Here is a 13,063-nt window from a genome sequence, read left to right as displayed (position 1 = left end):
GCTTGCCAAGGCGTCGGACTCTAGCCGATTTCGGACCGGATAGGCAGCCGTCTCCTCCGGCTGAGCCTGACGCTGTGCCAAGCAAATCACGGTAGTTCCCCCTGCAGATGTCTTATCGGACGGCGGCTAGTGCTTGCCGTTCAGGATGCGATAGACGCCGACGCGCGACGTCACCATGCATAGCCCCGCAATGGTGACGACGACAAACCCCAAAATGACGTAACCGAGCGCGTCGAGAGCGCCGGTCCCCATCAGCCTTTGCATCTCGACGGCGCTGACGGCCCCCCCGCCGAGCAGCTCCGTGATGGCCGGCATGCTCATGAAGACGAGCATGGCGAACGCGGCCCCGACGATGCCGGCCTTGATGCCGAGACGCAGGAAGTGCTTCTCGAATTCGCGGGCAATGAACTTGTCGGTGGCGCCGACGAAGTGCAGCACTTCGACGATTTCCCGGTTGGACGCCATGGCGCTGCGCGTTGCCGAGACGATGATCGCCGTCGTCGCCGCGCCGACGAGCGCCAGGATTGCCAGGCCGCCGAGCGCAAACGACCGCGTCACTGCCCGAATCTGTTGCTGCCAACGGCGATGGTCGTCGAGCGATGCGCCCTTGAAAGTCTTACCAAGGTCGTCGCTGATCTGACGGAAATCGGGCGGATCGGTGCGGTCGATCTCAACGGCGATCAGCCGCGGCACCGGCAACGCCTTGAGCGCATCCGAAGAGCCGAGCCACGGCTGCAGCAGGGCCGCCGACTGATCGAGGCTCAAGGGATTGACGTTGGCGATCCCTCGCTGCTTGCGCAGGAAGGTAACGACGTCGGAAACCGTTCGGTCGATATTGCCGGTCTCTTGCGGCACAACTTGCACCGTTACCTCGCTCGCGATGTCGCTGAGCCAGGCGTCGGACGATTCCTTGATCATCCAGACGGCGCCCGCGGTGAGACAGGCGAGAAAACACATGATCGCAATGACGAGCGTCAGCGAGCGTCCCGTGACCGAGCCGGGCGGGACGACCGGTGCCGTGACCTTCATTTTGCGTCCACGGTCGCGATCGCGGGACGGCGGCTTGAGATCGTGCGGCGTGTCTTCCGGAGTGATTGTGCGGTCAGCATGGAAAGCCGGATAACCGCCCGTATGTGCGGGCAGCCCCGTCACCGGTTCGTCATAAGGATCGTAGCCCGGCAGCGGCATCGCTGGGTCGCCCCGTCCGGTGAAGCGGCTAGATGATCCGGACATGGCCCTTATGCACCTCGATACGCGGCGCCTTGAACTGCCGCATGAGCTGATGATCGTGCGTCGCAATGACTACGGAGGTTCCAAGCCGGTTGAGTTCGACGAAGAGGCGCAGCAGACGTCGCGCCATTTGCGGGTCGACGTTGCCCGTCGGCTCGTCCGCCAGCAGCACCTCGGGCTTGCCGATAACGGCCCGCGCGATGGCGGCCCGCTGTTTCTCACCGCCTGACAGCACGGACGGGTTCGCATACATCCTGTCGCCGAGGCCCACCCACTGCAAAAGGTCTGTCACATCTTCACGGTAGTCGGAGGGTTTCTTACCGATCACCTGCAGCGGCAACGCGACGTTCTCCCACACCGTCAAATGGTCTAAGAGGCGGAAATCCTGGAAAACGATGCCGATACGCCGCCGCATCTCGGCGCGCATCTGCGACTTCACCCGGGTGACGTCCTCGCTGAACATGCGCAGCTCGCCGCGCGTTGGATGCAACGACATAAACATCAGGCGCAGGAGAGAGGTCTTCCCCGCTCCCGATTCACCATGCAGAAAGTGGAAGGATCCGGGCCGCAGATGAAACGTCACATCTGACAGCACCTCTGGCCCGCCCTCGTATTTCAGTCCGACATTCGTCAAGCGAATCAAGAGGTACTCGCCTTGATAGTGGATATTTTGGGCTCTTTACGGGTCCCCGCGTCTATAGACACCTCGAAGACACAATGATCAATCGATTACGATTGTGGCGTGGTCGTGTACACAGGAACCTTTCCGGTCAGTGGACCCCGGCCGCCGCGAGTTGCAGGATAACGACATGCGCGATTTAGACATCTCTCCGACCATCGAAACGATCTTTTCAGCCGAGGATATTCAGGTCCGCCTGCGCGTGCTCGCCGCCGAGATCGCGGCCAAACAGCCGGAAAATCTGCTGGTCGTTCCGATCCTCAAGGGCAGTTTCGTTTTCGCCGCCGATCTGATCCGGGCGCTCCACGCTGCCGGACTGGCGCCTGAGGTCGATTTCTTGACGCTGTCCAGTTATCGCAAAAGCCGGGTTTCCTCCGGCCAGGTCTCCATTCTGCGCGACCTCGACCTCGACGTTGAGAACCGCCACGTCATCCTGATCGACGATGTGCTCGATTCCGGCCGCACACTCGCTTTTGCCAAGGATCTGATCGCCGCTCGAGGCGCCAATCTCATTCAAACCTGCGTTTTGCTCGACAAGAAGGCCCCTCGCGCCGTATCGATCGAGCCGGACTATTGCGCTTTCGAGTGTCCCGACGTGTTCGTGGTCGGGTACGGCATGGACGTCGCGCATCGCTATCGTGAGTTGCCTTTCGTCGGCCGCATTGTCGACTAGGGCTACGCGCACCTGGTTCGGGAGAGGGAAGGGGCGGCATGGCAACGATCCTGCTTGCTGACGACGATGCGGCTGTGCGGGACCTCGTTCGCCGCGCGCTGACGTCCGACGGTCATAAGGTGCAAGTCACGCAAGACGGTCTGGAGGCGCTCGATATTCTCGGAACCTCGGCGTCGGGCATCGATATCCTGATCTCCGACGTCGATATGCCTCAGCTCGATGGCATATCGCTGGCCGAACAGGCATTGGCGCTGAAACCGAGCCTCGCCATCGTCCTGATGTCTGGCTTTTCCGATCAGCTGGAACGCGCCGCACGCCTGCGCGCACGCAAGCTGCTGTCGATCACGAAGCCGTTCACGCTCGATCAGATCAAGCAGATCGTCCGGACAGTCCTGAGCTGAGAAGTCTATCGCCCTGCGGCTTGACCAGTCGCGTCAGCCAAAGTGTCGCCAGCGCGAGCATAACAAACGCCAGGGCGAACCACGACGAAGCCGCAGCAAGGCCCGCGGCTGCCGCCCAGAACACCGACGAAAACGCTTCCGAAAACGTCGCGATCTTGGTTGCCGTCTGACGGCGGCGGAACTGGGCGCGCCGAGCTGTGCTCTTGAACCAGAGCTGGATGACGATTGCCGAAACGCTGGCTGCCGTGATGGCTGCCGCCGTCGCAACGGCGCCGGATAGCGACAGATACGCCATGCCGAGAACGAACGGCACTGCGACGCAGCCGATGACGAGGAGCACCGCTTCGATTTTGGCGCGGATCGCCGTGGTCGAAACAACCGGCGCTGTTGCGATGAGGTCAGGCGCGTCTTCGCCCGAGATGGTCAGCCACGCGAGGCCACCCGAAAGCTGGCCGAACGCCATGACCAGGACCGGCGCAAGAATGACCGCGCCGTGCGTGTCTGTGCCCATGTCGCGCCAAAGAAGAAGCGCCGGGGGAATGAGATAGAGGACCTGCATCAGCGTCTGCGATAACAGCCAAGGATCCCGCGCCAGCAGAATGAGTTCCTTGCGCCGAAGGGCGCTGACGCTCGAAGCGGCGCGGAATGACTTTCGGCTTGATCGGCGTTCGCTCTGATCCGTGCTGACGCCTGAAGCCGCAATCGCGTTCGCGCTGAATTGCGGCGAGAAAACAATGATGACGAGCGCCAGGAATGCGGCCCCCGCCGCGATGATGGCAACCGCAGCGTTGACGTCTCCGAGCGCGGCCCTGGCCGGCATCCAGATGAGATTGTCGAGCGCGGGAGCGGCGCGGCTCACGGCCTCGGAGTTCAGCACTGAGAAGCGCGATAACCGGCCGTAGGCGAAAACAGCCGCAGCTTGCAAGCCGATCAAAAGCGTCGCGCCGACGACCGCTGCAATGATCTGCGCGATGAAGCGCGTCTTTTGCGCTCCTGCAACTCGAAAAAGGCCGAGTGTGACGAGCACGGCGAGGCCTGTTGCGAAGGCGCTCAATCCGGCGATCACGGCATAAGCCGAAAGCCACCGCGGGCCGCCGATCCAGGCGGCAACGTTGATCGCGGGCGCAATCATCGCTGCCGTCATAATCGCGCCGGTGATCGCGATCGAACATATGCGCACAGCAAACAGGTTTCGCGACGATGCGGGCGACGACAAAATGAGATCGAGATCGGAGCGCGCATAAAATGCTCGCGTCACCTGCTCGACCGCCTGAGACAGCATCATCGAAAACGTCAATAGGATCGACGCCGTAAGCGTAATGAGCGTGCTCTTGCTGGCGAGATCGGCACCCGTGAGCACATGCGACAGAACGATATAAGCAAGCACGTGCAAGGCCGCGATGATAACGACCACGCCGGCAAGCAGCGTGCGTTCGCGCCGGGTCCGGCCTCCTGCGAGCATCTGCGCGATGTCCCGCCACGCCAACCTGAATTCGTGGCGTGCGAACCATGAGACGCTTGCGACGGTCATGCGGCTGCGCTCTCGTCGGCGACGAGCGTCAGGAAAATATCTTCTAAATTGCTGTCTTGGCGCCCGGCGCGCGCCCGCAGCTCATCGAGCGTTCCTTCCGCGACGAGACGGCCGCGCGCGATCACGCCGATCCGTTCGGCCATACGCTCGGCGACTTCGAGGATGTGCGTCGTCATCACGACGGTCGCGCCGTTGGCGACATGCTCTCTGAGCACGGTCTTGACCCTGCGCGCCGAACCCGCATCGAGCCCGGTCAACGGCTCGTCAAGAATGATCAGGCTCGGCTCGTGAATGAGTGCGCCTGCAAGCGCCACCTTTTGGCGCATGCCTTTCGAAAGCCCCTGGCAGCGCGTGCGTGCCTGCGTTTCAAGATCCAAGAGGTCGATCAGATGCTCGGCGCGCTCGGCTGCCTTGGCTTCGTCCATACCCCAGAGCCCGGCGATGAATTCGAGATATTCGATCGGGTCGAGCTTGTCGTAGACCAGCGGCTCGTCCGGCACCCAGGCGGTAACGGCTTTCGCCGCGACCGGATCGTTGAGTGCGTCGATGCCGAGGATCTCGATCGACCCGCCATCCGGCCGCAGCAGTCCCGCCACCATGCGCAGCGTCGTCGTCTTGCCGGCGCCATTGGGGCCGAGAAGGGCGTAGAATTCGCCGCGCCTGATGGAAAGCGAAAGGTCGTCGACCGCCTTATGCGTGAATGACTTGGTCAAACCGCGGATTTCGAGTGCAGCAGCTTCGCTCATCGTCGATACGCACAACTTTAACGATCGGTAAAACCGGACCTACCGCTTTGGACGCTAAAGCAATGTGATTGAGTAAGAGTGAAGGCAGACCGGGGCGCGGCGACGCAGCCGGACTTAGCCGCCCGTGACGCTCATGTGCCGGCTGACGGCGGGCTGTTTGGTGCGCCGGTCGATGATGAAGTCGTGGCCACGCGGTTTGCGCGAGATCGCTTCGACAATCGCCGCATCAAGCAGAGTATCGTCAGAAGAAGCTCGTAGCGGTGCTCGGAGATCGGCGTCGTCTTCCTGACCGAGACACATGTAGAGTTGGCCGGTGCACGTCAGGCGCACGCGATTGCAGCTTTCGCAGAAATTGTGCGTCAGCGGCGTAATGAAGCCCAGACGGCCGCCGGTTTCCTTCACCGTCACGTAACGCGCCGGGCCGCCGGTGCGATACGGATTGTCTTCCAGTGTCAGCCGGTCCATGAGCCGCGCACGGACGAGCGACAACGGCAGATACTGATGCGTGCGGTCTTCGCCGATGTCGCCGAGCGGCATCGTCTCGATCAGCGTCAGGTCGGCGCCGCGGCCATGCGCGAAGCGAATGAGGTCTTCGATCTCATCTTCATTGATGCCCTTCAGCGCCACGGCATTGAACTTCACCTGGATGCCTGCGGCCTCCGCCGCATCGACACCGCGCAGCACGGTCGAAAGATCGCCCCAACGCGTGACCGTCCTGAACTTCTCAGGATCGAGCGTGTCGAGTGAGACGTTGATCCGGCGGACGCCAGCGGAATAAAGATCGGTGGCATGCTTTTCGAGTTGGCTGCCATTCGTCGTTAACGTCAGCTCATCGAGCGCACCGCTCTCGAGATGGCGGCCGAGCGACCGGAACAGCCACAAGATGTTGCGCCGCACAAGAGGTTCGCCGCCGGTAATCCGGAGCTTGCGCACGCCGCGCCGGACGAAGGCCGCGCAAACCCGGTCGAGTTCTTCGAGCGACAGCAGATCCTTCTTTGGAAGGAATGTCATATGCTCGGTCATGCAATAGACGCAGCGAAAATCGCAGCGGTCTGTCACCGAGACGCGCAAATACTCGATCGACCGCCCAAAGGGGTCGACGAGGGGCGTTTCGGCGTTCTGGGCGGTTGCGCCCTGCATGAACATTCTCCCGTAAAGGCCTTGAGTTCGTATATCGTGCCTTAGCCCGTCAAGGACAAGCGAAGCTCTCGCGTCACATTTTCCCGTATTGTAGAAAAAAATCGGCTGAGGGGAGGAAAAATCGATGAAAAGTCCGGCGGGTTATTTCGTATTGGGGGCGGTTGTGGCCTCGGTATTTTGGCTCATCGCCTTGACGGTGCTGGGAGACCAGCTCCTCAACGTCTTTTCCCACTTCAGCGGCCACTAGGCCAGCTGGCGGACAGGGTTGAACGGCCCCACGGTCCTGACGATCAGGGCCGCGATATTATCGATATCGTTAAGATCGAACACCGGCTTGCCGTGCGCATCGACCTCGTGATCCGCCGCGATGGCGACGACCAGTGGATCGGTCGTCGATAACAGCTTTTCGGCCGCGACCGCCGCCCTCCGAACCTCGATTTTAGGGATGTGCGCCGACTTGTAGCCCTCGACCAGGATAATGTCCGCCGGACGCAGCCGCGCGGCAATTTCTTCGAGCGTCGGCTCGCCCGCCCGGTCGATTTCCTCGATGAAAGCCACGCGAGAGCCCGAGACGATCGCGGTTTCAGCAGCGCCTGCCGAACGATGTCGTTCGGTGTCGCTCCCCGGTGCGTCGATATCGAATTTGTGGTGTGTGTGCTTGATCGTTGCCACCCGCAGCCCTTCGCCGGAAAAATGCGTGGCGAGCTTTTCGATCAGTGTTGTCTTGCCGGAATTCGACCAGCCGGCAATCCCGAACAGCGGCAGAGTGGCGTGCGAGAGAAAGGCTTTGCCCAAAACGGTCATCCTTTTTTTTGCGCGAGCACACGGGCAGCATCGAGATCGTCACGAGTATTGACGTTGAAGAACGGATCGATCTCATCGCCATCACTGTCGCGCATCGGAAAGATCACTGCAACAGCATCGAGATCGGCCGCCAGCCGGTTGACGCTCAATGCCCGCCGGGCAAGGGCATTGGCTACGTCAGACCGTCTTTTCAGGGGCCATAGCCCGATGGTCGGATGACGCCGCCCCGCCGTTTCAGCAATTGCAACGCTCTGGTCCTCATGACGGGCCGCGTCGAGGCGGGTGATGAGGTCGTCGGGCAGGAACGGAACATCCGATGACACAGTCGCGATTAGGGTAATGCCCGGCGCATGCACCTTGGCCCAATTCATGGCCGCAAGGATGCCGCTCAACGGCCCAAGCTCCGGGCTTTCATCATCGGTGATCGTTTCGACCCCGAAGTCGGCGAATCGCTGCGCATCGCCGTTGATGCTTAAGACCAGCCGCCCGACCTGCGGCCGAAACCGCGAAATCACGCGCGCAAGGATGGATTTCCCGTCAATCTCGGCAAGCATCTTGTCGCCGCCGCCGAAGCGCCGCGACCGTCCGCCCGCCAGGATGACGCCAAGAATGTGATCACTCGCCACCATGCGACACGATTAGGCTGGCTTCGCAGGCACCGCAACCCGCCGAATTCCGGGCTTTGCTAGCAATCAGACGCGCGAGGCGCTTCCCACCGGCCGCGGCGCGACTTATATCGCCCAGATAAAATGCGCCGTCGCTTCGGCGCCTCCGGGAGACGCTCATGCCAGTCGATAAGACACAGGTGCTCAATGCCCTGCGTCGGGTCAAAGGCCCAGACCTTGAAAGCAACATCGTGGACCTCGGCCTCGTGTCCGAGATCTTCATCAAGGACGATCATCCGTATTTTTCGATCACGATTCCGGCGAGCCGCGCGGAAGAGCTGGAGCAGCTACGCCTTGCTGCCGAGAAGGTCGTTTCCGAGATCGGCGGCGTCTCGGGCGTCACAGCCGTTCTGACTGCTGACGCCGCCGCTGGCCAATCAAGAGACACGCGCGTTGCTGGCGGCCCGGTGAAAGCCGTATCGGGTCCGCGGCCCGAGCACCCGCGCGTCCAGGCGGCGCGTGCGAAAGGCGCAACAGGGGATGGCGCCGGACCGCGCCAGGCCGCAGCCGCGGCTCAGCCCGCTGCCAAAGCACAAGCCATTCCGGGCGTGAAGCACGTCGTCGCGGTCGCCTCCGGCAAGGGTGGCGTCGGCAAATCGACGGTCGCCGTCAATCTCGCGCTCGGGCTGCAGGCGATTGGTTTGAAAGTCGGCATCGTCGACGCCGACATCTACGGCCCATCGCAACCGCGCCTGCTTGGCATCACTGGCAAGCCCAAGGTCGCAAACGGCAAGACCATCACGCCGCTCGAAGGCTGGGGCCTGAAAGTCATGTCGATGGGCTTCCTCGTTGACGAAGGCACCCCTGTCGTCTGGCGAGGACCTATGGTCGTCTCGGCGCTGAGCCAGATGCTGCGCGAAACCGACTGGGCCGGCACGACGGGCGATCTTGATGTGCTCATCATCGACATGCCGCCTGGCACCGGCGACGTGCAATTGACGATCTCGCAAAGCGTGCCGCTGTCTGGCGCCGTTGTCGTTTCCACGCCGCAGGACCTGGCATTGATCGACGCCCGCAAGGGCATCGCCATGTTCAAGCGCGTTGAGGTCCCGATCCTCGGCATCGTCGAGAATATGAGCTACTTCCTCTGTCCGAAGTGCGGCGAGCGGTCCGACGTCTTCGGCCACGGCGGCGCGCACGACGAGGCAAAGAAGCTCGGCGTCCCGTTCCTCGGTGAAGTACCCCTGCACATGGAAATCCGCGAGACGTCCGACAGCGGCAAGCCCGTCACGGTCGCCGCGCCGGAAAGCCAATACGCAGCGATTTTCCGTGACATCGCCGCACGCACATGGAGCGAGGTCGAGCGCGCCAAAGGTACGCTGACGCCGCCGCCCGTGCTCGAAATTATCGATGGCGGTAAGGTGTTGAAAGCCGCCTTCCCGGACGGCCGCACGTTCGAATTGCCCGCCGAATTCCTTCGCGTCGTCAGCCCGTCGGCGGAAGTGCAGGGCCATTCGCCGTCGCAGCGCATCACCGTCCCGCGCAAGAAGAACGTCAAGCTCACAGGCATGAATGCCGTCGGCAATTACGCCACGCGGCTCGCTTTCGATGACGGCCACAACACCGGCCTCTATACGTGGGGTTATCTCCACCTCATCGGCCGCGAGAAAGACCAGCGCTGGGGCCAATACCTCGAAGAACTCTCCGCCAAAGGCCTGACACGGGAATAAGTAAAGCGCAGGCGGCCGGCTCGACGAAGGAGAGTCGCCTGCGCCAACAAAAAACTAGCTCCGCTCCTCCGGCACGATCGCATACTCAAGCTTCTCGCCAGCGCGAAGCACGGTCGCAATGACCTTCTGCTTGATGCGCCCCGCATCGAGCACACGCGAAACTTCATCGACACCCGCAATCGCGACGCCGTCGAGCGCAATCATGATATCGCCCGCCTTCAGCCCCGCGGCGTCTGCGGGTCCATTCGCCTGAACGCTGCGAATGCCGATGGCGCCCGCTTGCGTCAGATGCAGCGCGTGCCGAATGCGCTGTGGCAGCACGACATGTTCTGCGACGATGCCCATCACACCCCGCCGCACGCGACCGTGACTGAGGATCTGCGTCAGCACATATTCGGCCGTGTTCGACGCAACGGCGAAGCAAAGCCCCTGCGCGCCCATGATCGTCGCGGTGTTGATGCCGATCACATGCCCCGACGAATTGACGAGCGGGCCTCCGGAGTTGCCAGGGTTCAGCGCCGCATCCGTCTGGATGACGTCGTCGATCAAGCGGCCGTTCTCGGCGCGCAGCGATCGTCCAACCGCACTGATGATGCCGGCCGTCACCGTCGATTGAAAACCGAGCGGATTGCCGATTGCAATCGCGAGCTGACCCGGACGCAGCTTCTTGGAATCCGCGAGCTTTGCGAACTTCAGTCGCTCCGTCGTCTCGGCCCGCAGCACGGCAATATCCGTATCGGGATCGCGCCCGACGAGGCGCGCACCGAAATGCTGACCATCGCCCTGCGCGAGCGTGATTGATTGTGCGCCGTCGATGACGTGATTGTTCGTGAGGATGAGCCCGTCGGGCGAAACGATGACGCCGCTGCCGGAGCCCTGTCCGCTACGTCCGCCGCGCGTGCTTTTCACTTGCACATGGACGACGGCAGGCGACACCGCATCGACGACGTCGACGACCGCGTTGCTGTAAGCGTCCATGAGCGCTGTGTCATCGCGGGCCACGCTTTCGGCCTGCGCGGTTTGGCGCTCGACGCCTGAGTCATCGAAGACTCGAAAAATGGTGTGTTCCATGGTGCACCTGATGAGGATGAAGTCGCGGATAGATGGCGACTGTCATTAATCACATCAAGTCCCACGCGGAACGGCGGCACCGCAGGCAGCCGTCATCCCGGCGTAGGCTGGGAGCCATGCAAGTATCACCATGAACGGTATGGAGAATCGTCGAATGGCTGCCTTCGCGGCCATAACGGAAGTTGAAGCAAGCCGGCTCGACGAAGGAGAGCCGCCCGCGCCACCCAAAAACTATTCCGCGGCTTGGCGCTCGAGTGACTCGAAGGCCGCGTCCGCATTCTCGAAAACGTGCGTGTTGAGCCCGCGTCGCCGCAACGCGTCTTGCAGCTTTTGCCGCGTGACCGCGCTCGTCGCATAGCGCGCGGAACGCGCGTAGTGGTTCTTGGTGACGTAGGCCACCATGTCAGCATAGTCGTCGTACAGGTCTTCGGCGATACGGCAACCATCCTGATTGATCATCGCATCGACGCGCTTGCCGGTCGCTTGGCAAGCCTCGACGATCGCCTTCTTGAGATCGGTGACGTCGGCTTTCTTGCGCACGCTCCACGCCCGCAGATCGATATTCAGGATGTTGCGGCCCGCATCATAGCTAATGCGATCTTTCAGATGCTGGTTCAAAAGGTCTGCCAGCAGATCCATCGGCTGATCGAGGAAGATCCGCGGGTTCATCGTCACCGGTTTGTGGATGTGCGGCTTGAACGCCATGTTGGGGAGAATGTCGCGCTCGATATCGATGCCGGGCGCCACTTCGATCAGTTCAAGCCCGTGCTCGGTGAGTTGGAACACGCACCGCTCGGTGACATAGATGACGGGCTGGCCTTTCTGCGCCGCGTATTTGCCCGAGAACGTCACCTGCTCGACCTGCTTTACGAATTTCTTCGCGCGGCCTTCCTGCAGGATGCGAACTTTGCCGTCTTCGATTGCAACTTTAAGACCGCCGGCTGTGAACGTGCCAGCAAACACCACAGCGCGCGCGTTCTGCGAAATGTCGATGAAGCCGCCGCAGCCGTTGAGCTTGCCGCCGAATTTGCTGGTGTTGACGTTGCCGATGCTGTCGCATTCCGCCATGCCGAGGCAGGTGAGGTCCAAGCCGCCGCCATGATAGAAGTCGAACATCTGGTTCTGGTCGAGGATCGAATGCGCATTCGCCGATGAGCCGAAGCTAGATCCGCCCGCCAGGACGCCGCCGACGGCACCCGCTTCCGTCGTCATGACGAGGTAGGGCGTCACCTTTTCTTCGTTGGCGACGTTCGCAACGCCGTCCGGCGCGCCGACACCGAGATTGATGACGCCGTTCGGCGGCAGTTCAAAGGATGCACGTCGCGCAATGATCTTGCGCTCGTCCAACTCCATCGTCGGCAGGCTATCGACGGTCACACGCACTTCGCCCGCAAGACCTGGATCATAGATCACGCCGTAGTTCATGCGGTGCATCTCCGGCGGGTCGGCGATGACGACGCAATCGACGAGAATGCCTGGAACCTTCACGTCCTTCGGCTTGATCGAACCTTCCGCGACGATACGTTCGACCTGCGCGATGACGATGCCGCCGTTGTTATGCGCGGCCATCGCCTGCGCCAGCACGTCGAGCGTCAGCGCCTCGCGCTCCATGCTCAAGTTTCCGAGCGGATCGGCGCTCGTCGCGCGAATGAGGGCGACGTTGATCGGCGTGGCTTTGTAGAACAGCCACTCCTTGCCATCGACTTCGACGAGCTTGACGAGATCTTCCTTCGTCTTGGTGTTGACCTTGCCGCCGCCGAGCCGTGGATCGACGTATGTGTGCAGACCAACGCGCGTGAAGAGGCCGGGGCTACCCGAGGCGCAGCTGCGATAGAGCTTCGAGATCACGCCTTGCGGCAGGTTGTAGCCCTGAATTTTGTCGTCCTGCGCCGCCTGTGCAACTTTCGGCATCCGTCCGAAGTTGGCGGCGATCACGCGTTTCAAAAGACCGTCGTGGTGCAGGCGTCCGGTGCCGAGGCCTTTGCTGTCGCCGGCGCCGGCGCACATAATCAACGTCAGGTCGCGCGGCGCGCCGGTTTCGACAAAGCGCTTCTCGAGCGCCGCGTGCAACGCTTCCGGAATGCAGCTCTGAACAAATCCCGTTGTCGTGACGACGGCGTTGTCGCCGATGCGGGCGATGGCTTCGTCAGCCGACATGACCTTGTTGGTAACCATGCGATGCGTTTCCCCAAGTCACAGCCTTGGATCAAGGAGGGCTTCGTCCGGCCCTCGCGAAACCCGCGCTGTTGTTTGTTTTATGTCGAACACCAGATTATGCGCCTGGCCGATGATCGCGCATAGCTTAGCTCTGTTAGGTCCGCACCACTCAACGGGGTAATGGCAGCCTATCCGAGGGTCAGCGGTGGTATATGCCGCACCCAATTTGCAATCGAGATCTGCATAAGTCGCGCGCCGGATTGCGACAGCGTTAATCGTTTGTACGCTTGCTAGAC

12 protein-coding genes and 1 pseudogene are annotated in these 13,063 nt (G+C 61.8%); 3 read left to right on the top strand and 10 right to left on the bottom strand.

Annotation, left to right across the window (positions count from 1 at the left end):
• Nucleotides 1-126: 126 nt before the first annotated feature.
• Nucleotides 127-1,233 (bottom strand): cell division protein FtsX, encoded by a 1,107-nt coding sequence (locus ACLB1Z_RS18465; protein WP_409561152.1) that lies wholly within the window; start codon nt 1,231-1,233, stop codon nt 127-129.
• A complete protein-coding gene (gene ftsE / locus ACLB1Z_RS18460; protein WP_013949663.1) occupies nt 1,217-1,873 on the bottom strand; it encodes a cell division ATP-binding protein FtsE in 657 nt (218 codons plus the stop codon). The genes ACLB1Z_RS18465 and ftsE overlap by 17 nt, the downstream gene beginning before the upstream one ends.
• Before the next feature lie 166 nt (nt 1,874-2,039).
• Between ftsE and hpt the strand changes: the two genes are divergently transcribed.
• Nucleotides 2,040-2,582 carry a hypoxanthine phosphoribosyltransferase gene (gene hpt / locus ACLB1Z_RS18455; protein ID WP_029671142.1) on the top strand — a complete coding sequence of 181 codons (543 nt, stop codon included), beginning with the start codon at nt 2,040-2,042 and terminating at the stop codon, nt 2,580-2,582.
• A 38-nt stretch (nt 2,583-2,620) separates the two neighbouring features.
• Nucleotides 2,621-2,983 carry a response regulator gene (locus ACLB1Z_RS18450; RefSeq protein ID WP_409561151.1) on the top strand — a complete coding sequence of 121 codons (363 nt, stop codon included), beginning with the start codon at nt 2,621-2,623 and terminating at the stop codon, nt 2,981-2,983.
• On the opposite strand, the gene ACLB1Z_RS18445 is transcribed toward ACLB1Z_RS18450, so the two are convergent.
• From ACLB1Z_RS18445 to mobA, 6 genes and pseudogenes are all read right to left on the bottom strand, one after another.
• Complete coding sequence (locus ACLB1Z_RS18445) at nt 2,952-4,514, bottom strand: permease (RefSeq protein WP_409561150.1); 1,563 nt, start codon at nt 4,512-4,514, stop codon at nt 2,952-2,954. The two genes, ACLB1Z_RS18450 and ACLB1Z_RS18445, sit on opposite strands and share 32 nt — an antisense overlap.
• Nucleotides 4,511-4,840: a hypothetical protein gene (locus tag ACLB1Z_RS18440; RefSeq protein WP_409563310.1), complete on the bottom strand. Its 330-nt coding sequence runs from the start codon at nt 4,838-4,840 to the stop codon at nt 4,511-4,513. Before ACLB1Z_RS18440 ends, ACLB1Z_RS18445 begins: the two co-directional genes overlap by 4 nt.
• Nucleotides 4,829-5,203, bottom strand: a pseudogene (locus ACLB1Z_RS18435) (ATP-binding cassette domain-containing protein); the annotation flags it as partial. The gene ACLB1Z_RS18440 and the pseudogene ACLB1Z_RS18435, both read right to left, overlap by 12 nt.
• A gap of 171 nt (nt 5,204-5,374) precedes the next feature.
• Nucleotides 5,375-6,400, bottom strand: coding sequence for a GTP 3',8-cyclase MoaA (gene moaA, locus ACLB1Z_RS18430; protein ID WP_409561149.1), 1,026 nt, complete (start codon nt 6,398-6,400; stop codon nt 5,375-5,377).
• 243 nt (nt 6,401-6,643) lie between these two features.
• Nucleotides 6,644-7,204, bottom strand: a complete 561-nt coding sequence (mobB, locus tag ACLB1Z_RS18425) for a molybdopterin-guanine dinucleotide biosynthesis protein B (protein ID WP_013949657.1) — start codon at nt 7,202-7,204, stop codon at nt 6,644-6,646.
• On the bottom strand, nt 7,201-7,833 hold the full coding sequence (gene mobA / locus ACLB1Z_RS18420; RefSeq protein ID WP_409561148.1) for a molybdenum cofactor guanylyltransferase MobA: 633 nt from the start codon (nt 7,831-7,833) through the stop codon (nt 7,201-7,203). Before mobA ends, mobB begins: the two co-directional genes overlap by 4 nt.
• 155 nt (nt 7,834-7,988) lie before the next feature.
• Here mobA and ACLB1Z_RS18415 point away from each other — a divergent pair, with 155 nt between their 5' ends.
• Entirely contained in the window at nt 7,989-9,539 is a 1,551-nt protein-coding gene (locus ACLB1Z_RS18415) for a P-loop NTPase (RefSeq protein ID WP_409561147.1), read from the top strand.
• A 54-nt stretch (nt 9,540-9,593) separates the two neighbouring features.
• On the opposite strand, the gene ACLB1Z_RS18410 is transcribed toward ACLB1Z_RS18415, so the two are convergent.
• Nucleotides 9,594-10,610 (bottom strand): S1C family serine protease, encoded by a 1,017-nt coding sequence (locus tag ACLB1Z_RS18410; RefSeq protein WP_409561146.1) that lies wholly within the window; start codon nt 10,608-10,610, stop codon nt 9,594-9,596.
• A 231-nt stretch (nt 10,611-10,841) separates the two neighbouring features.
• Complete coding sequence (locus ACLB1Z_RS18405) at nt 10,842-12,785, bottom strand: acyl CoA:acetate/3-ketoacid CoA transferase (protein ID WP_409561145.1); 1,944 nt, start codon at nt 12,783-12,785, stop codon at nt 10,842-10,844.
• Nucleotides 12,786-13,063 lie beyond the last annotated feature (278 nt).

The sequence above is a fragment of the Hyphomicrobium sp. MC8b genome (assembly GCF_905067615.1).
GTDB lineage: Bacteria > Pseudomonadota > Alphaproteobacteria > Rhizobiales > Hyphomicrobiaceae > Hyphomicrobium_B.
The sequence above is the reverse complement of the archived record's forward strand: the minus strand, read 5'-3'. Positions and strand labels throughout refer to the sequence as shown.

What these genes read in the sequence shown, in the direction of transcription:
- ACLB1Z_RS18465 (WP_409561152.1), bottom strand. Translation starts at nt 1,233, where the DNA reads ATGTCCGGATCATCTAGCCGCTTCACCGGACGGGGCGACCCAGCGATG.
- hpt (WP_029671142.1), top strand. Translation starts at nt 2,040, where the DNA reads ATGCGCGATTTAGACATCTCTCCGACCATCGAAACGATCTTTTCAGCC.
- ACLB1Z_RS18450 (WP_409561151.1), top strand. Translation starts at nt 2,621, where the DNA reads ATGGCAACGATCCTGCTTGCTGACGACGATGCGGCTGTGCGGGACCTC.
- ACLB1Z_RS18445 (WP_409561150.1), bottom strand. Translation starts at nt 4,514, where the DNA reads ATGACCGTCGCAAGCGTCTCATGGTTCGCACGCCACGAATTCAGGTTG.
- ACLB1Z_RS18440 (WP_409563310.1), bottom strand. Translation starts at nt 4,840, where the DNA reads ATGCGCCAAAAGGTGGCGCTTGCAGGCGCACTCATTCACGAGCCGAGC.
- moaA (WP_409561149.1), bottom strand. Translation starts at nt 6,400, where the DNA reads ATGCAGGGCGCAACCGCCCAGAACGCCGAAACGCCCCTCGTCGACCCC.
- mobB (WP_013949657.1), bottom strand. Translation starts at nt 7,204, where the DNA reads ATGACCGTTTTGGGCAAAGCCTTTCTCTCGCACGCCACTCTGCCGCTG.
- mobA (WP_409561148.1), bottom strand. Translation starts at nt 7,833, where the DNA reads ATGGTGGCGAGTGATCACATTCTTGGCGTCATCCTGGCGGGCGGACGG.
- ACLB1Z_RS18415 (WP_409561147.1), top strand. Translation starts at nt 7,989, where the DNA reads ATGCCAGTCGATAAGACACAGGTGCTCAATGCCCTGCGTCGGGTCAAA.
- ACLB1Z_RS18410 (WP_409561146.1), bottom strand. Translation starts at nt 10,610, where the DNA reads ATGGAACACACCATTTTTCGAGTCTTCGATGACTCAGGCGTCGAGCGC.
- ACLB1Z_RS18405 (WP_409561145.1), bottom strand. Translation starts at nt 12,785, where the DNA reads ATGGTTACCAACAAGGTCATGTCGGCTGACGAAGCCATCGCCCGCATC.